This window comes from Armatimonadota bacterium (assembly GCA_020354555.1).
Classification (GTDB): Bacteria; Armatimonadota; Hebobacteria.
The window spans coordinates 3,751,601-3,770,500 of record CP070648.1; the positions used below are offsets into that span (position 1 = coordinate 3,751,601).

An 18,900-nucleotide genomic window follows, 5' to 3' on the forward strand; every position below is an offset into this window, starting at 1 on the left:
GACGCCTTTGCCGAGCAGGTTGCGCTCCTCCTTGGGGTCATCCCCGAGATCGAAGAAGTACCGAGGGACGTCGTTCTCCATGATCAGCTTGAAGCGCCCCCGGCGCAAGGCGGTCATGTGGATCCAGTGGTCGTGCTCCCAGTGGACCCATGCCTCGCTGAGGATGGACCGCGGCGTCCACCTATGTCCTGCCATCAACCTCGCCAGGGAGCGGCCGTGCAGGCCGCCTGGCGCCGCCAACCGGCACATGTCCAGCACGGTGGGATAGACGTCTGTCAACTGCACCGCAGTCGCGACACGTTTGCCGGGCGGGACGCGGCCGGGACACGCCATTATAAGGGGCACGCGCAGCGCCGGCCGGAAGACGGTCAGTCCGTGGGCAACCGCCCGGTGCTCCCGGAATTCCTCGCCGTGATCCGCGGTGAGGATCACCAGCGTACGGTCCGCGATGCCCAAGCGGCGCAGCTCTGCAAGGACGCGCCCGATCTGCTCATCGGTGAAGCTGATCTCGCCGTCGTAGAGCGCTTCGAAGTAGGCCACGTCTTCTGTCGTCATGTCGCGGGCGGCAACCTGCAACTCGTCGTGGCTCATGGTCGGTGGGAAGCGGCCTTTGTAGCCGCCGGTGTAATCGTACTTGGGCTGCGGCATATAGGGGTGGTGCGGATCGAAGTAGTGCGCGTAGATGAAGAGCGGTCGGGTGCGGTTATGGCGAAGCCACGCGATCACGTTGTCTGACACGCGTGCGGAGGTCACGGCGGATTCGGGTTCGTCGAGCAGGGATTCGTCCATGTGCTGGAATCCCTGGTGATGTCCGAAATGCGTGCTGACAAACGGAACCGTGACGAAGGACGCGGTGCGGTAGCCCGCTGCGGAAAGTTGCTCGGCCAGCGTCACTGCCCTCTGGGGCAGCCCGATCCACGTCCACTTGTCTTCGCTCGTGCGGTACGAGCCCGCGCCGTGCGCGCTCGGGTAGAGCCCTGTCATGAAGCTGCTCATCGAGGGCAGCGTCCACGGCGCCTGACTCGTGGCATCCTCGAACAGCGTTCCCTCGCGGGCGAGGGCGTCAATGTTGGGGCTCGTCGGGCGCTGATAGCCGTAGCATCCCAGGTGGTCCGCCCGCAGCGCATCCACGACAATGACGATGACGTTGGGCCGGGGCGACAGATGGTCCGAGGCAAGAACAAGCCCCGTGACTAGTGCCGACGCGACCACCGCGCTCGCCAGCAGAAGCCCATGCCATAGACGCCGGCGACGGGCTTTCTGCCCCGCGCCGGCAGCGGTTTCGCCGCGCCGCCTGCCGTCGGCGAGCGCGGCATGGGCGGCGCCTATGACCCAGCCGCTGAGAGCCGCGACGAGGATGAGGCCGCCGCTGAATCCCACCTTGCCCGCCACCGCCGGCGCCAGGCCCGATGTCAACGACCACAGGTTGTCCCCGCGGACGAGCCAGAGCCACCCCGCACACGCCGCCCACATCATAATGCCCACGGCGAGCAGCGCCCGCGCGGCGCCGGCGCGCCCGGAGAGCCGCAGGACCGCTCGCCCCGCGGCGATGCCGACGGCAAAGACGCCGAGAACGACCATGTGACTTGCCGCCCAGCTCGCCACATATGCGGCCAGCATTCGCGCCAGGTCGTAGTCGCCGAAGCGCAGCGCTGCCAGCCGCGGTATGGCGCGCGCAATGCCGATCACAAAGCCGGCCAAGACGCCGGTTGCAGCTATCGCGAGCGCATCGCGAAGCCATCGCCGGGCCTTGGGCTCGATTGCAGCAGCGTCAGGGGAACTCATAGCGGTCTATTCTCTTGAATGCCCAAATCGGCGGGAAACTAACCCGCGGTCGTCGTGCGGCAAATCCCGCCCATCCGCGTCGACGGGGCATTCCGCGCGAGACCGAGGCACGCCCGACGCACGGCGCCGCGAGGAGCGCACCGCGGGGCCGATGCTCGTTGTCAGAGCGGGCTCAGGCTCACTCACCCACGGCGAGGCGCTCGAAGCGCCGCATCTGCTCGGCATAGCGGCTGAGGATGGTCTCCGGGCTGCCGGCATCGGGCCAGATCTCCGCCGACGCGTAGCCGTCGAAGTCCTGCCGCGCCAGAGCGCGCACGTACTCAGCGATGGGCAGCCAGCCGTCGCCCGGGACGCAGGCGCTTCCTTCGTCGGTGCTGTCGTGAAAGTGGACGTGGGCGACGCGGCCGTCGAGCCAGCGCAGCGTCTCCGGCAGATCCTCGCGCGCGCGGTAGGGATGCATGACATCCCAATTCGCTCTAACGGAATTGTGGTTGGCGAGTTGCAGCACGCGACCGACGCTGCTGCCGAGGCGGAAATCGTCGTGCGTTTCGAGGCAGATCGTGACGCCGCCCTCCGCCCCGATGTGGGCGGCCGCCCGCAAATCCTCCGCGACTATCCCAATCGCCGTGTCGAGATCGAGACCCTCCGGTCGCTTGCCCCCGAAGACGCGCAGCCGCTCAGTCCCAACGTCCCGCGCCAATTCCAGGTGTCGCCGGAGCGATTCGACATTCTCCTTGCGCTTCGCGGCGTCATCGGTGGCGAACCGGCATGACGTCGCGACACAGCTGATCGCGAGCCCGGCGTCGCGCACCAATCGTCCCGCCCGCTGCCGGTCCGCCGCAGACGCGCTGAGCTCGATCCCGTGAGCATGATCCGCTTGAACGCGCGGCTCGAAGCCGTCGAACGCGTGCTCCTTCGCGCCCTTGATGACGTCGGTCAGACTCCACTCGGGGCACGCGAACGTCATGAAACTGAGCTTCATCATCTCTCCTCCGATCCTCGTGGGCACGTGCGTCTAAGCCGCTACCTCGTCGGCGCCGGCCGCCGCGCTCGTGGCAAACACCATCGGCTCGATGCCGGTTTCTTCGTGGTAGCGGCGGGCGACCCCTTCCTGAAGCGCCGGCACCGCGTCCGGGCGCACCAGGGTGATGGTGCATCCCCCGAAACCGGCGCCGGTCATCCGCGAGCCGTACACCCCCGGCATGCTCAACGCGAGTTCCACCAGGAGATCAAGCTCCGGACAACTCACCTCATAGTCGTCGCGCAAGCTGTGGTGGGATGCGACCATGAGTTCGCCGAAGGCGTCAAGGTTGCCGTCCTTCAGCGCCCGCACCGCCTGCAGCGTCCGCTCATCCTCGGTCACGACATGGCGCGCGCGGCGAAGCTCGACGGGCGCAAGGAGTTGCGCATGTTCCTCCAGTTGCGCCGATGACACATCGCGCAACGCGCTGATCCCGGGCAGCACCGGCGCCAGCTTGGCCACCGCCGATTCACACTGCGCGCGCCGCTCGCGGTATTCGGAGCCAACGAGTTCCCGCCGTACGCCCGAATGTGCGATGACGAGCGATGCCGCGCTTACAGGCACGTATTCGTAATCCAGCGACCGGCAGTCGAGCAGGAGCGCGTGGCGTTCGCGCCCGAGGGCGGCGATGAACTGATCCATGATCCCGCAGGGCATGCCGACGAATGCGTTCTCGGCGCGCTGGCAGAGCTTGGCGAGGGCGGGACGTTCGATCCGCAGGTCGAACAGCGTCTGAAGACCCAACGCTGTGGCCAACTCCAATGCCGCCGAGGACGATAGCCCTGAACCGGGCGGGATCGTGCTCTGCAAGGCGATGTGGGCACCGCCGATTCGGTGGCCGGCATCCGACAGCGCCCATGCCGCGCCGGCGATATAGTTCGACCACGGCTCGTCCGCGTTTGGCTCGAGGCGCTCGACATCGAAGACTGCGTGCCGGTCGAAGTCAACCGAGAACGCGGTCAGCGACGAGTCTCCGCTGGGACCGACCGCCATCAGCACATCCCGCTCTATAGCAGCCGGGAGCACGAAGCCGTCGTTATAGTCCGTATGCTCGCCGATAAGGTTCACGCGACCGGGCGCGCGAACGAACCCCGCCGGCGGAGCGCCGAAGACGCGCTCGAAGTGTTCCCGAAGTGCTGTCACTCGCTGGGTCAACGTCACGTCCTTCCTCCTGCGGCATCTCGGCGATCGGCGCGCGGGCTATCTCGCCAGGGCGCCTGTGTTCGCGGCGTTGCCCCGCGCGCCAGGCCAGGGACGCCGGTCTTTCATTTCCGCCGCAAGCGAGAAGCAGTAGAGCCGGCTGTCGGTGCCGCCGACGACGAGCTCAAGTGATCCGTCATCATTGACATCTGCGACCAGGGGCGTCGTGGCGACTTTGTCCCGCGCATCGAACTGCCACAGGAGATCCCCTCGGCTGTCGAGGCAGTGAACCACCCCGCCGGTATCGCCGAGTACGATTTCGAGGCTACCGTCGCCATCGAGGTCGGCGACCGCCGCCGCGCTTTCGGTCGTCGCGGCGACTCCCGCGGTCCACAGTTCGGCGCCGTCGCTGCGAATGCAGTAGATGCCACCCATGCCGTCGCCCGCGAAGATCTCCGGTTTGCCGTCACCCGTGACATCACCCGCGGCGAGCGTCGCGTCGAGCGCGCCGCGGACCGGGAATCGCCAGACCTGTCCCCCGTCGGTCCCGGAGACGGCCGTGACGCTGCGGTCGGCGGAGGCGAAGATAACCTCCATGTGCCCGTCGCCATTGAGATCGGCAATGACCGGGCTCGAGTTGGCCGCGCCGCCGCATCGCCATACCCAGCGCAAGCTGCCGTCAGGCTCATAGCAGCGGATGATGCCGTCGTCGCAGGGGAACGCCACTTCCAGCTCGCCGTCCGAATCCACATCGCCGACCGCCGGCTGGCCCCCGGCGTTGCCGCCGAGCGCATGACGCCACAGAACCTCGCCATCGGCGCTCACGCACGCCGCGAACCTCTCGCCGCTCACCGCGATCTCGGGCGTGCCGTCGCCGTCGAGGTCGGCGATCGCCGGGCCGCCCCACTCCGCGCGGCCATCGAGATCCGCCCGCCACAGCAACTCGCCCGCCGAACTGAGCGCGAGCAGACCGCCGTCGTTGGGCAGCGCGACGATCTCCGACTTCCCGTCGCCATCCAGGTCCGCGACTGCCGGATTGGAGTTCATGGCGCCGGCGAGGTGATAGCGCCACTTCTCGCGGCCTTGCCCGTCGAGGCAGAAGATGTCCTGCCAGCGCCCCGCCCCGATAATCTCCGTCTTGCCGTCGCGGTCAACGTCCGCCGTGACGCAGGAACTGTATATCGGCGAGCCCGCCTCGTAAGTCCACGCGAGCGGCGGGCGCACGGTGGCCGTCACGACCGCCGGGGCGGCGAATGTCTTGCCTTCCACCCGAATGCGGCAATCGGCGCGCAGGACGCAGCGCCCGAGGCGCGCGTTCCGTCCGGCGCGGATGCGCCACCCCGTCATGCTCTGATGGGTGCCATCGTAGGCCACCTTGTCAAAGCGGGCCGGCCGGGCGGACCAACCATCGGGAAGGCGCCAAGCAACGTCCGCTATCCGTGCCCCGGGCAGGGCTGACGTCACCCAGATCTTAACGGTCTCGCTTCTCCCGGGCGCCAACGACACTTCGCGCGGATAGACCTGCGCTGCAGCGCGGTGGATGGCATTGCTCCCCAGGCCGGTCACATATGTCACCGACGGCGTCAGCTCGACCGTCACCCGCGAGCCACGCACCGGCAAGGGCGCGCCGTATTGATCGAGGAGCTTCACGCCGTTCCCGCGCGCACCCAACGTCACCGTACTCTTGCCAAACGGACGCCAGAGCGCAGCCACTGCGCTGTCGGCATCAGCGAAGATCACCCCGTAGTCCGGCCACGCGAGGGGCAGGAAACCGACGGGCTTGCGCGCGCCGATGACGTCGGTGAGGGTCTCGCACGCGCGGTACGCCGGTCGCAGCCCGTCGCCGCGCGACAGACCGTAGCCGCCGCCCCAAGCGTACCATATGTGCACGGCGTTCCCCAGCGCCCAACTGATGAGCGTGGACCGCGCGAAGTAGTTGGCGTGCCATGCCTCATCGGTCGGCGTACGCGGATCGTCGGGCAGGGACCAGCCTTCCTCCGTGATCCACACCGGCATGTCGGCCAGCCCGTACGTCGCGAGCAGTTCGCGGACCCGGTAGGCGGTCCGTGGTTGCCCCGCCTCGGGCATCGGGCGATAGGGATGCAGCGACAGCGCGTCCATGTAGCGCCCGGCGCCGAGGGCGAAGATCGCCTCGAGGTACGGCCAATCGAGCCTGCCCACGGCCGCTATGGAACCGCCGATGACGATAGCGTCGGGGTTGGCGCGCTTGATGCCAGCGTACGCTTCGCGCAGCATCTCAACGTAATGGGCCGGGTTCGGCTCGCCGTGCCAGAAGCCGCCGAGGTTCGGCTCGTTCCATGCTTCGAACGCGTCTATGCGTCCCGCGTAGTGCCGCGCGGCTTCGAAGGCGAAGCGACCGTAGTCCTTGAACTCGGACCGCTGGTCCGGCTGCTCCTCTCCGTCCCCCCAGTAGCCGGGCCAATAGCAGAGGATCGGCAGTATGTTCAGGCCGGCTTGCTCGCCGCGCTCGACGACGCCATCGTACCACGCCCAGTCGAACTTCCCCGGCTCGGGCTCGGCGCTCGACCACGTCAAGTCGTGGCGCGACCACCCGATGCCGGCTTCGACCATGGTTGGGTAGTCGCCGCCGTGGCACATGCCGAGGCGGTAGTCGGGCTTCGCCTGTCCAGGCAAAGCGCAAGCCGCCAAGGCCGCCGAGACGAGCCACGAGAGAAGCAGTAATCGCATGAGACCGGTCTCCTCCTCAGTGTCGCGGTAGCAACTTCTGCGCGGTGGCAATGCGTCCCTTGCGTTGGCGCCTTCAAGCGCGTCCGGATACGCTCCGCTGACGTGCCCCGTCAATCTCATATCGCCCTGCTGCTGTGGAATAAGCCGATGGAGCAGCCGGAGCGCCTTCACTCCGGCGCGAAATGTTATGACGTCATCCGAGGACCGCCCGAGCGGGACCGCGCAGGCGGACATGGTGCTGCGCGCCCTGGACGAACTCGTGCGCGCTGCGCGCCAATGGTCCCTATACGGCAGCGAACATCGGTTAACGCGAGAGGCGTGCGATGCCGCCGCGGAGGCCCTGGTTGCCATGATGTCCGAGCGCAAGCAATTCACGCTCGCGGTAGCCGAGTCGGGGCTAGTGGCGGAGGGCGAAGAGCTGCCTGATCACGCGCCGCTTCAGCAGCTGCACGAGGCGATCAGCCGTCGTCAGATCGCCGCCGTCACCGTTCGCCCCGGCCTCACCCGTGGCGAGGTAGCGGCCGTCATCAGCGTCCTCGCGACCGACCCCGACGAACTGCTCGAGCGAGGTGGCGCCGGGCGCGTCCTCAGCGAAGCCCAATGCCCACACGTTGACTTGACCGATGTGGACTATGGGCGCCTGGTGCCGGAGTCGCAGGCCGAGTGGATGTCTACCTTCGCGGGCTCTGAGATCGGCATCCAGGCGTCGGTGCAGAACCTGGCCAGCATTTGTTTGGACGCTCTGGGAGACCGCGTCGCCACGACCCAAGGCGGTCCGGCTTCGGACCGCGGGGTGCCCATGCCTTTTCCCATACCTGTCATCGAACCGAAGGATGGCGATGCGGAGTCCGAGGAATCGTCCCTGGAGGAGCAAGTTGGCGCCCTGCCCGACGTGTCGCCCGAGGACTATGTCGCGGTCGGGTTAGCGTGGCTTATACAGGCGAGCGGCGAGGCCGTGCTGGAGAGTCCTTCAAAGGTGCGCCGAGCGTGGCGGGAAACCGTCGCGCAGCGCGTCGCAAGCATCGATCTGCCACTGCAAGCACGCATCTTCCGCGCCCCGCGCCAGGCTGGGAGCACCGCCCCCGACATGCTCGCCGCCCTCGCCGCCGACCGCTCGCCGGAGCAGATAGCGGATCTCATTCTAGCTCGACCTGCCGCTGTCGTTGGGGAGCCGTCAGGCTCTCTCGAGCGCATCCTGCGGCGTACCCTTACCGACGAACGCAAGCTCCTGGCGCTTGAGCCCCTGCTGCGCGAGCGCCTGATGGCGCGCGGAATGAGCCAGGACAGCTTCCGCAACGTCGTCGGGTTACTTCTCGATCAGATCGCGACTGACATGGCGATGCGCGTCGGCGGAGCCGTCGAGTGGATCGGTGACTTCGAGGATCTACCGCCCTCCGAGGGAGGCACCGTCGAGCAATGGCCCGAGCTGCTCAAGACGATCTCCCGGGAAGCCGTGGCGAAGTCGAGGGCGAGCATCTTGCTCAGCATGCTCAAGCACGATCTCGACGCCGCGCATTACCTCGATCTGGTCGGGCACATCGAAGCGTGCGCGACAGAGCGCGCGGCTGCGAACGATCCCGGCGTGTTGGACATCGTGTGCTCGCTGGCCGCGGAAGTGGATGCGGGCGATCCTACCAGATCTCCCATCGCCAAGGCCGGCCTCGAGCGTTTAGCCACGCGAGAGATCGCGCACGCGATGAGAGCGGCTCTGGAGAAGGCATCCGCCGAGCAGCGCCTGGAACTCATCGCCGTCATTGGCAAGATGGGTAACGAGTGCGCCGCAATTCTGCTCGAGCAAATCGAGACGGCAGAGGACCACCAAGTGCGGGCCGTGGCGGCGCGCTGTCTCGCCGAGGCCGGCGAGCGAGGAGCGTCGGAGGTCCGTCATCTCCTGGCACAAGGTCCGTTCGACGTCGCGATGTTTACGGCGGCGGCGCTCGTCGAGGGCGGCGACGAGCGATTCCTGAGCCTGCTCGCGGCCGGGTTCGATCACCGGCAGCCGGCGGTGCGCATGCGGCTCGCGGAGTGGCTCGGCCGCATCCCGGGCCTGGCAAGTGAACAACTCCTGATCCGCGCGCTGTACGACGAGGATCCGGATGTGCAGGCTCGCGCGGCGGAGAGCCTGGGAGCGCTGGGTGCCACCGGCGCTGTGCATGCGCTGAGCCTCGCAGCCAAGAAAGGCCCGCTGCACGGGCGTGCGCTCGAGGTCAGGAAGGCGGCGATCGAGGCGTTGGGCAAGCTCGGCTCGCCGGAGGGCGTGCCTGTTCTCGAAGAGATAGCGCGCAAGCGCAGCCTGCTGTTTCGGGACCGGACGCACGAACTGGCCGCACTGGCGGCAGCGGCGCTGGCGTGCATAGCCGGCCCGGAGGCGGAGCGCGCCCTCGCGGAGTGCGGCCTGAGGCAACGGGATATCGCGCGCCCACAGGACGGCGACGCGCCGACGATCTCGGCGCCGGGGCTCGAAGGGAGACGCGGTCATGGCTGATGTCACCGGCACTGCCTCGCCCGCCTCCGACCGCGAGATGGTCCAGGACGTCGTCAACGCGTTGAGCCGGGCGATGAAGAACGTCACGTTCTACCCGCCCGAGCATCCGCAGGTGGCGGAGATGACCGCCGAGGCGGCGCGCGCTGTGGGCCGTGCCGTGGCGCGCGGGGAATGCTTGATCAAGTTCATCGGGGCCAACGTCGTGCTGGATGACCGCCCGCTGTTCGACATGACGAGCTCCATCGGCAGCCTGGTCGGAGCGTGTCACAATCGTGGGATAGACGCCGTCACATTCGTGCCGGGCGTCAAGCCCAACGAGGTGAGCGAGCTGATCAAGGTGCTGACCACGGATCCGGACGAGGTGAGCGACCAAGGCGGTGCGTCGGCGGTGCTCGGCCGACGCGGGGTGACGCACGTGTCGGTGGATGCGCTGCAAGCGGTGGCGGAAGGAGCGCAGCGCCGCAAGCCGACGTCGCTGGCCCGAGGAACCTACGCGGGCGCGCTCGACGTGATGCGTGGCGCGGTGCGTCGTGCCGGAGCGGAGGCACCGCTTAACATCGAAGGCGCGGAGCGCGCCGTTGATCGGCTCATAGACGCCATCCTGCGCGAGCAGTCCGCAATGCTCGGTTTAGTGTCGGTGAAGAACTACGACGAGTACACGTTCACGCACGCTTTGCACATCTGCATCCTGTGCCTGGGGCTCGGGCACGCGATCGGCCTGTCACACGACAAGCTCAAGGAGTTGGGCATCGCCGCCCTGCTGCACGACGTGGGCAAGGTGTTCGTGCCCCTGGAGATCCTGCGCAAACCCGACAAGCTCACGCCGGAGGAGTTCAAGGCAATCGCCCGTCACCCTGTGGATGGCGCGCTGCTCCTGTTCCGCCAGGAGCGCGCGCCAGCAGTGGCCCCCGTCGTGGCATTCGAGCACCACATTCAATGCAACGGCACTGGCTACCCTCAGGTCAACGGCTCGTGGGAACTCAATCTCTACAGCCTCATCGTGAGCATCGCGGACGTCTACGATGCGCTGACCACCGAGCGCCCGTACCGCCCGCCGCTCTCGCCCGAACAGGCTCTGGAGATGATGCACGAGTCGCGGCGGGGCCAGTTCGACGAGCGGCTCCTGGGGCGGTTCACCGAGATGCTCGGCAAGTACCCGGCCGGAACGCTCGTGCGCCTGAGCAACGGTGACCCGGCCATCGTCTCGCGCCCCAATCCCGCCAACGCGGCACGGCCCTTCCTGCATCACATCGTCACCGACGACGGTCGCGTCACGCTCGGCGGGGATGAGTTGGACACGACGCAGCGCGACCCGGAAACCGGGGAGTATGTCCTGAGCATCGTGCAGGTGCTCGACCCCGTCGCGGAGCGGATTGAAGTTGCCAGTTTGCTCGGCCAACTGGCGCAGCGCGAAACCACCTGACGACGGTCGCCTGTTTCAGAACACCGAACGTACCGCAGACATCTGACCTGCAGCAACCGGCCTGAGGAGTCCTCGGGAACCCTGCAATCAACGGGCGTGGCCATGCCGTAAGTACACGGCGCCGCTCGCGAACAAGGACTCCCGACCCCCAGGAAAAACGCAGGCCCCCGTGCGCTACGGGGGCCTGGTTCATCATCTTCGCGGGCGCCAAGTCTTACGCCATTTCCCCCAACTCGCCATAACGGCTGAGATCGTGCCGGTGGCGGCGATTGAGCAGTTCGTCAATCTCGGGCGACGCATCCTGCGGCGCCACGCCGAAACACTCCTGGCACTTTATCTTCACCGCGCCGTCGAGGTAGCGGGGAAGCTCGACTATCAGGGCGCCACAGCTTGAGCAGCGCACCTTGGTCATACCTCCTGCCATGTCGTGATTACTATTCCACATGGGCATATACATATTTGACAGTTCTTGGGGTTAAATAAACCTCCCGGGTGGCATGGCGGCCGCCAATGGCAACGCGCCGGGCGCGCCATCTGGGGCCCGAGGGGAGGGACGAGCACCCGCGGAGTCGAAAGCTACGTGGGAATCCCGGCGCCGGTGCGGCGCCTCCGGGAGACAAGGAGGTGGACGATGCGGAAGACGACGGTCATCATCGGTTGCGTAGTCCTATTCACGGTCATCGCGTGCGCGGCGAGCGCCGAGAGCCTCAACGAGTTGCTCGGCTACGAGCCGGATCAGAAGCTGTTGATCGTCAACGGCGACGACGCAGGCATGTGCCACAGCGCCAACCAGGCTGTCATGGATTGCATGGAGAACGGCCTGATGACGACTTCGACGATCATGGTGCCGTGCCCGTGGTTTCCGGAAATCGCGGAATACGCGCGCGAGCACCCCGACAAGGACTTCGGGGTGCACCTGACGCACACGGCCGAGTGGGGCCTGTACCGCTGGGGGCCGGTGGCGGGGAAGGCCGCGGTGCCCGGTCTCGTGGACGAGCAGGGGTACTTGTGGAAGGACGACGAGCCGGTGTGGCAGCACGCCACCGCCGACGAGGCCGAGCGCGAAGCCCGCGCGCAGATCGAGCGCGCGCTGGCGTTCGGCGTTGACGTGACGCACATTGACTCCCACATGGGCGCCATGCAGCTCAACCCGGCGTTCCTCGAGCGATACATCAAGCTCGCCCGCGAGTACGACGTCCCGATGCGCGGCGGGCCGAAGGCGATGATGACCGCCGTTCCCAATCTGGCGCAGGCCTTCGTCAAGGCCGGGGAACTCGGGATCATCTTCCCCGACGACCTGATTCACGGGCTGCGCAAGGAAGGCGAGCCGGTGGATGTGTTCTGGAAGCGCGTCCTGCGCAATCTCCAGCCCGGCGTCACGGAACTCTACATCCACACGAATCTCGCCAGCGAGGAATCCAAGGCGATCACCGGGAGTTGGAAAGAACGCGCCGAGGAGCACCGCTTGTTCACCACCGACCCCGAGGTGCGGCAGATCATCAAGGACGGGAACATCGTTCTCATCGGGTACCGCGAGCTGCGTGAGCTGCAGCGAGCGCGACGCAAGGCGGCGGCGCTCGTGCCCGCCGGGCAATAATCGCGCACCGGCTCGCGCCGCGCGGAGACTTTGCGGATTCCTGCCGTAAGCGGGGTCCTTGGATCAACGCGGGGGCGAAGTCGGGCGGATCGTGCCCGACGACCCCATCCCGGAGGACCCCTCGGACGACGCGGCTGCGCCGCGCCTGAGCGCGGCAGGCGCACGGCTTCCGCAGCGCTTGCAGACCGGTAATGCTTGCGGCGCCGCGGGGAGTATGGACAGCGGGCCCGGCGACGCCGGGGAGACCGATCCGGAGCGGAGCCCCGGTGCGGGGGCGGCGCAAGCGACGCTCCGCTGATGCCGAGAATTCTCTATCTCTCATGTGGGCCGGTACGGGCACGGCCCCAGCGTGGGGCGGCGGCAGCAGGTCGAAGCCTGGGCACTCATCTCAAGTGTGGACGATACGCGCTAAGCTGGCCGTTATCATGATCATGGCGCTGGCGCCGCCGATGGCGGTGCTGTCGCTCGGCACGACGCGTCTGATGCTGAGTACGCTCCAGCGTCAGGCCGACGCGACGCTCGGCTACGTCACCGACCAGAACGCCATTGCCATCAACCGCGACCTGTCCGACCTGCGCACGCTGGTTGATCAAGGCGCGGAGCGCATCCAGCAAGCGGTAAGCACCGCGCTCGCGGAGGGGGCGGTTGGGGACCTCATCGCCCAAGGGCGGCATGAGGCGGCCGGCACCCGCCTCGCTTCCGCATTGCAGCCCTCGCGCACGAGCATGATCACCGTGCTCGACAGACGAGGCCTGGTGATTGCCCGCGCGACCCATCCCGCAGTTCACGGCGACCGCATGCTGTGGCATCAAGGCCAGGACACGGAGCCATACGTGACCAATCTGCGGCCGTCGGTGCGTGCAGCATTCGCCGGACGTGAGACCACCGGGATCGTCGTGCTCTCGACCGCCGCCCTACGCGCGGAGAAGGTCACTCCCAGCTCTGTCGTCGCGGGCGTGACCGAGCCCGGCGGCGGGTTGAACGATCAGGCGGCGATTGCGCTGCCGAGCGGACGCAAGCGCGAGTCGAGGGGTATGGCGGTCGGAGCCGTGCTTCCGCTGCGCGATCGGCACGGAGTCATTCGCGGGGTCGCGGTGGCCGCCCAAGTCCTGAACCGCCGTACGGAGTTGGCAAAGGCGTATCGCCACCTGACCGGACGCCGCATGGCCGCCTGCCTCGGGAGCGTCGTGGTCGCGGGAAACCTGCCAACCGACGGCGCGGGGAGCGCGGGAGACGTGATGTTCCATGAGTGCGCGGCCCCGATCCTGGACGAAGGCAAGCAGCGCTGGACCGGGCGCCTGCATTCGACCGGCGTTGACCTCAACGCCGCCGCCAGCGCGCTGCGCGACGTCAACGGCACCGCGGTAGGCATGCTCGTCACCGCGTCGCCGGTGACCGAGCTGCAGCGAGTGGTTGATAACATGCAGGCCGATGCCGCCCGGTTGCGGAGCCGCGCGCTGATCGCGCTGCTGGTGTGGGTTTCGGTGGGTGCCGGACTCGCATTGATACTGGCCGCACTGGCTGCGCGCGGGATCACCCGTCCCATCCAGCAGCTCCAGGCGGGCGCTCGCCGGATCGGCGAAGGGGATTTCTCCTATCGGCTGCGAGTGCGCAGCGGCGACGAACTGGAGCAACTCGCCTCCGAGTTCAACCAGATGGCGGAACGTCTGGCGCGCGCCCGCGACGAGGAGCGCCTCGCGGTTATCGGCCGCACGGCAAGCAGCATCGTCCATGACATCCAGAACACCCTGACCAGCATCCGCGGCTACGCCCCACTCCTCGCGGAGGACGATTTGCCCTCAGATCAGCGAAAGGAGTTCGCCGCCATCCTGGTCGAGTCGGTGCAGCGCATCGCCGATATGGCGCACGACCTCTTGGAGTTCGCACGCGGCGAGGAGGCGAAGCTCGATCTGCGAGCCATAACCGTGGATCAGTATCTGACCGAACTCAGACCACACCTCGAGCGTGACTTCCGCGAATCAAGCATTCGCCTCGCCTTCGATCTCGATTGTCCGACGCCCGTGCGCTTGGATCCCGGGCGCATGAACCGGGTCATCTTCAATCTCGCCGTCAATGCCCGCGACGCGATGGGCGAGACGGGAGTGTTTACCATCACCAGCCGCTGCGAGCGCGGCTACGCCGAGATCCGCTGCTCCGATACCGGGCCGGGGATAGCGCCGCAGATGGCAGGGCGGCTATTCCAACCATTCGTGAGCTTCGGCAAGCCGTATGGCACTGGCCTCGGGCTTGCCATCTGTAAGCAGGTGGTCGAGGCCCACGGGGGCACGATCGAGGCGCGCTCCGAGCCGGAACAAGGGGCGACTTTCATCCTGCGCCTCCCCCTGGTCGAGACCGTGGAGACGCAAGGCGAAGGAGACGGCGACGCCGCGGCCGACGGCTGACGGCGGCTCCCCCAGTCGCCGGTGAGCATCCGTGAGAGGACTGGCGGCGACGACGGCGAAGCGAAGCACATCACCGAAGATGCCGAGAGCCGCATAGCCTTCATGCAATCACCTCACGTCAAGCCCGCCGGTCGCCCGCGCGTGCTCATCATCGGCCTTGACGGCGCGCCCCCGGCACTCGTGGAGCGCCTCGCGGCGGCGGGAGTAATGCCTAACTGCGCCCGGCTGCTGCGCGAGGGCGCGTTCGGCATTCTGCGTTCGACCCCGAACTACAACAGCTTCTCCGCGTGGTGCTCGTTCATGACCGGCGTCAACCCGGGAAAGCACGGCATCTTCAACTTCCTGAACCGCATCTCAGGCACATACGACCTGCGCCGCGTGCACAGCGGCATGCGTCAGGTGCCGTCCGTTTTTCAGATCCTCAGCGACGCCCGTAAGTCAGTGATCTCGCTCAACGTGCCGTCAACGTACCCGGCGGAAGAGGTGCGCGGGCTGGTCGTCGCCGATTGGATGACGCCGTCGGTTCGCAGCGAGGGCTTCACCTACCCGGCCGAGTTGGCGGCCGAATTGCTGGCGGCGACCGGCGGCGAGTACCATTTGCATACCGAGGTGCGCAAACCGGCGTTGTCCCGTCGTTACGATCAAGCCTTTCGCAATCTCGCGGATTCCTTCCGCAGCCGCCTCGCAGCGGCGGAGTTCTGCTTGCGCCGGGTGGACTGGGATGTCGCCGCCGTCGTCTTCACCGAAACGGACGCGGCGAATCACTACTTCAGCCATTTCGACCGCGATCATCCCCAGCACGACTGCCGCGCGTTCGACAAGTACGGCGACGTGCTCGCCGGCGCTTACGCCGAGGCCGACGCCGTGATCGGGCGGCTGCTGGCGCACGTCGACGAGAATACGACGGTCGTCATCCTGTCGGATCACGGGAGCTGCCCGGAATCGCGCGGCAAGGCCTTCACGCGCGGCATTCTGGAGGCGATCGGCGCCCTGACACCGCGGCGCGGGGGCGCCTTGAGCCCCGTCAAGTCGCTTCGCTCCGCTGCGGCGCGGGCAGGCAAGCGTTCCTTCGAGGCGCTCAACCGCATGCTCCCGCGCGGCCTCAAGATGCGCCTGGACGAGCGCTTCCGCGGCCTCTCCCACCGCATGATCGCGGGGTCCTTTATCTTCGACGTGGACTGGGCGCACACGACGGCATACTGTTATTACTGGGACACCGACCCGTACGTGAATCTGCAGGGGCGCGAGCCACACGGCATTGTGCCTCCCGCCGAGTACAACGCCGTGCGCGACGGCATCGCCGAGCAGCTCCTTGCGGCACGCGACGCAGCGACCGGACGACCCGTGGTGAAACACGTGCTGCGATGCGAGGACGCGTATCACGGGCCGTGCGCGGACAGTTCGCCGGACCTCATCGTGTGGTGGGACGATACGGGGCCGATTGAGCGCATTCGACTGGGCGACTCCGCCGACGGCACCCCCGACGCGCTGCCTTCGACAACGCTGTGGGATGTGGTGACGGGCGGACATCATCCCGACGGCACGGTGATCCTGTGGGGCAGGGGCGTGCGACCCGGTTGCTCATTGACCGGCGCCAACATCATGGACATTGCCCCGACCACGTTGCACTTGCTCGGCGAGCCGGTGCCGACCAACATGGATGGCAAGGTGCTGACCGACGCGCTCGTCGCCGGGCTCGCGGAGGTCAGGCACAGCGCCGGAGCCGAGGCCGGCGTGGCGGAAGCCGCGCCCGACGAGGGCTACTCCGACGAGGAACTGGAACTCGTTGAGAAGCGGCTACGCAACCTGGGCTATCTGTAAGCGCGGCGTCGGTGGCGATGCGGTCATCGGGCAGCATGACTCCCGACGGTTGAGGAGATCATAGGTGGTGCGTCATTATCGCGCGATGCTGAGGTCCGGCTGCAATGCGGCGGCCGCCCGAGCGCGCTGGGTATCGCGGTTGTGCGTGACCGCGCTCGTGGTCGCGTTGTCTCAGTCAATCGTTGCAGCCGCGGACGACGACGTGCGACGGTGCGAGCGCTGCGACGGCGTCATCGTCGAGAAGCTGAGAGTTGTGGGCACCGACTTCGCCGACGACCAGGAGCGTCTGTACTGCAACGTCGGCTGCGCGATGGCGGACATGATGGAGAAGTTCCCGACGTCGCGGGTGGTCGCCCACGATCCGTTTGCGGGCAAGGAAGTGAGGGTGATCCGCACCGGCGCGAAGTGGGTGGCGTGGCCGAAGTCGGCGGTGTTCCTATTCCTACCGGGGGCGAAAGAACTCGATCCGGCGCAGAGGTGTCAGGCGTTTCCGCGACAAGTCGAGTATGTGCAGTACCTCGCGACACACCCCAAGGTCGCCGTGTTTAAGCCGCGCCCCTTGCGGCTCGATGACATGCTGGCGGAGTTGAAGCGACACACGAAGCAAGCGCCGGCTGCGGACTGACAGCGCGACGCACCCGGGACTCCCCGTCCGGAGGCCGCGTACGGTCAAGCCACGCGGCTCGCTCCGCTAACCCGCATTACTCGTGCCCGCGACGGGTCGGCGAGGCCGGCCGTTCCTCAACCGGGCCTGAGGGCTCGGGGTGATTCATGACGGCGGATCTGACCTCGTCATGGACAACCCACGCTAATCCTCCGGGAACTTGTCCATGGCGAAGATGGAGCTGTAGTTCGGGTTTTCCCGGGTGATCCACACATCGTGGGGATGGCTCTCCCGCCAGCCCGCGGTGGTCATGCGGACGAAGCGCGCCCTGCCGCGCAACTCGGCGAGGGTGTTGGCGCCGCAGTAGCCCATTCCCGAGCGCAGTCCGCCCACGAGCTGATGCACCGTCGCGGAGAGCGGCCCGCGATGCGGCACGCGCCCCTCGACGCCCTCGGGCACGAGCATGCTCTCGTCGAGGTGCGCGTAGCGGTCGCTCGATCCCTCCTTCATGGCGCCGATGGACCCCATCGCGCGGTACACCTTGAAGCTCCGGCCGCGATAGATCTCGATGTCGCCGGGGCTCTCGTCGGTGCCAGCGAAGAGGCTGCCGATCATCACCGTGTCGGCGCCGCCGGCGAGGGCTTTCACGACATCGCCGCTGTAGCGCACGCCGCCATCCGCGATGACGGGGATGCCCTGAGCGCGCGCCTCGGCGGCACATTCCATGATCGCCGTGAGCTGGGGGACGCCGATGCCGGCCACAACCCGCGTGGTGCAAATGGACCCAGGCCCGACGCCGACGCGGATAGCGTCTGCGCCTGCCTCAACTAAGCAGCGTGTGGCCTCGGCGGTTGCCACGTTGCCCGCGATCACCGGCAGCTTCCGGTGGGCGCGCTTGATCTGGCGCACCGCCTCGATGACACCGCGCGAATGACCGTGGGCGCTGTCCACGACGATCACGTCCACCTCGGCTTTGACCAACGCCTCGACGCGCTCCCTGAGCCCGATCAGCGGGCCGACCGCGCCGCCAACCCGCAGGCGGCCGTTGTGGTCCTTGGTCGCGGCGGGGAATTGGCGAATCTTCTCGATGTCCTTGATCGTCACCAGGCCCTTGAGGCGGTCTTGGCCGTCCACGATCGGCAGCTTCTCGATCTTATGCTTCTGCAGTATCGCCTTGGCCTCGTCCAGGGTCGTGCCCTCGCGGCCGGTGATCAGGCGCTCCTTGGTCATGACCTCGGAGATTTTCTTCGAGTAGTCATCCTCGAAGCGGACGTCGCGGTTGGTGATGATGCCGACGAGCTTGCCGCGGCGGGTAACGGGGACGCCGGAGATGTGGTAGCGGGCCATGGCATCGAGGGCATCGCGCACGGTGTGCGACGGCGACAGCGTAATCGGGTTGCGGATCATGCCGTGCTCGGAGCGCTTGACGCGATCCACTTCCTCGGCCTGGGCCGCGACGGGCATATTGCGATGGATGATGCCGATGCCGCCCTCGCGGGCCAGAGCAATGGCGAGGCGAGACGTGGTAACCGTGTCCATGGGGGAACTGACGAGGGGGACACGCAGAGTGATGTCGCGAGTCAGGGCAGTCGAGGTGTCGACTTCGGCCGGCAATACCTCGGTCTGCCGGGGCACCAGCAGCACGTCGTCGAAACTCAGACCTTCACCACCCGCGATGGACTCCTCTGCCATGAGCTGACCTGCCTCTACTAGGTTAAATAGATAGTTTATTGTAAAGAGCACGGCTGTGTCAATAGCGCAATGCAGGGCGTTTCCGCCGTTACCATACGTAGGTAACAGCTACCGTAGTCTCAGCCCCGCCCAGATCGACGGTGACGCGCGACCCCAGCCGCCGTCAGGCTACTGTCGAGCAGTCGCGCGAGGAACGGCCCACACCCGCGCCGAACTCGACA

At 67.1% G+C, this 18,900-nt stretch carries 12 protein-coding genes; 6 read left to right on the forward strand and 6 right to left on the reverse strand.

The window, feature by feature from the left end; all coding sequences use genetic code 11:
* The 4 genes from JSV65_15325 to JSV65_15340 form a co-directional block, all read right to left on the reverse strand.
* On the reverse strand, nucleotides 1–1,785 hold a 1,785-nt coding region (locus JSV65_15325; GenBank protein ID UCH33914.1), incomplete at its 3' end, for a sulfatase.
* A gap of 178 nt (nucleotides 1,786–1,963) precedes the next feature.
* Nucleotides 1,964–2,770: a sugar phosphate isomerase/epimerase gene (locus tag JSV65_15330; GenBank protein UCH33915.1), complete on the reverse strand. Its 807-nt coding sequence runs from the start codon at nucleotides 2,768–2,770 to the stop codon at nucleotides 1,964–1,966.
* A 30-nt stretch (nucleotides 2,771–2,800) separates the two neighbouring features.
* Complete coding sequence (locus JSV65_15335) at nucleotides 2,801–3,949, reverse strand: galactokinase (GenBank protein UCH36803.1); 1,149 nt, start codon at nucleotides 3,947–3,949, stop codon at nucleotides 2,801–2,803.
* A 57-nt stretch (nucleotides 3,950–4,006) separates the two neighbouring features.
* Nucleotides 4,007–6,655 carry a VCBS repeat-containing protein gene (locus tag JSV65_15340; protein ID UCH33916.1) on the reverse strand — a complete coding sequence of 883 codons (2,649 nt, stop codon included), beginning with the start codon at nucleotides 6,653–6,655 and terminating at the stop codon, nucleotides 4,007–4,009.
* A 187-nt stretch (nucleotides 6,656–6,842) separates the two neighbouring features.
* On the opposite strand from JSV65_15340, the gene JSV65_15345 reads away from it, so the two are divergent.
* Together JSV65_15345 and JSV65_15350 are read left to right on the forward strand one after the other, a co-directional pair.
* Nucleotides 6,843–9,140, forward strand: a complete 2,298-nt coding sequence (locus JSV65_15345) for a HEAT repeat domain-containing protein (protein ID UCH33917.1) — start codon at nucleotides 6,843–6,845, stop codon at nucleotides 9,138–9,140.
* Nucleotides 9,133–10,563, forward strand: coding sequence for an HD-GYP domain-containing protein (locus JSV65_15350; protein UCH33918.1), 1,431 nt, complete (start codon nucleotides 9,133–9,135; stop codon nucleotides 10,561–10,563). The genes JSV65_15345 and JSV65_15350 overlap by 8 nt, the downstream gene beginning before the upstream one ends.
* 214 nt (nucleotides 10,564–10,777) lie before the next feature.
* Here the strand turns inward: JSV65_15350 and JSV65_15355 are convergent, their stop codons facing one another.
* Nucleotides 10,778–10,975: a hypothetical protein gene (locus tag JSV65_15355; protein UCH33919.1), complete on the reverse strand. Its 198-nt coding sequence runs from the start codon at nucleotides 10,973–10,975 to the stop codon at nucleotides 10,778–10,780.
* A gap of 219 nt (nucleotides 10,976–11,194) precedes the next feature.
* Between JSV65_15355 and JSV65_15360 the strand changes: the two genes are divergently transcribed.
* The 4 genes from JSV65_15360 to JSV65_15375 all read left to right on the forward strand — a co-directional run bounded on the left by JSV65_15360 (nucleotide 11,195) and on the right by JSV65_15375 (nucleotide 17,008).
* Nucleotides 11,195–12,160, forward strand: coding sequence for a polysaccharide deacetylase family protein (locus JSV65_15360; GenBank protein UCH33920.1), 966 nt, complete (start codon nucleotides 11,195–11,197; stop codon nucleotides 12,158–12,160).
* A 392-nt stretch (nucleotides 12,161–12,552) separates the two neighbouring features.
* On the forward strand, nucleotides 12,553–14,562 hold the full coding sequence (locus tag JSV65_15365; GenBank protein UCH33921.1) for a HAMP domain-containing histidine kinase: 2,010 nt from the start codon (nucleotides 12,553–12,555) through the stop codon (nucleotides 14,560–14,562).
* Nucleotides 14,563–14,583: 21 nt separating this feature from the next.
* The gene (locus JSV65_15370; protein UCH33922.1) at nucleotides 14,584–16,383 is read left to right on the forward strand and encodes an alkaline phosphatase family protein; all 1,800 of its coding nucleotides are present in this window, start codon (nucleotides 14,584–14,586) and stop codon (nucleotides 16,381–16,383) included.
* A 67-nt stretch (nucleotides 16,384–16,450) separates the two neighbouring features.
* Nucleotides 16,451–17,008 (forward strand): hypothetical protein, encoded by a 558-nt coding sequence (locus tag JSV65_15375; GenBank protein ID UCH33923.1) that lies wholly within the window; start codon nucleotides 16,451–16,453, stop codon nucleotides 17,006–17,008.
* 183 nt (nucleotides 17,009–17,191) lie between these two features.
* Here the strand turns inward: JSV65_15375 and guaB are convergent, their stop codons facing one another.
* Complete coding sequence (gene guaB, locus JSV65_15380) at nucleotides 17,192–18,679, reverse strand: IMP dehydrogenase (protein ID UCH36804.1); 1,488 nt, start codon at nucleotides 18,677–18,679, stop codon at nucleotides 17,192–17,194.
* Nucleotides 18,680–18,900: the final 221 nt, after the last annotated feature.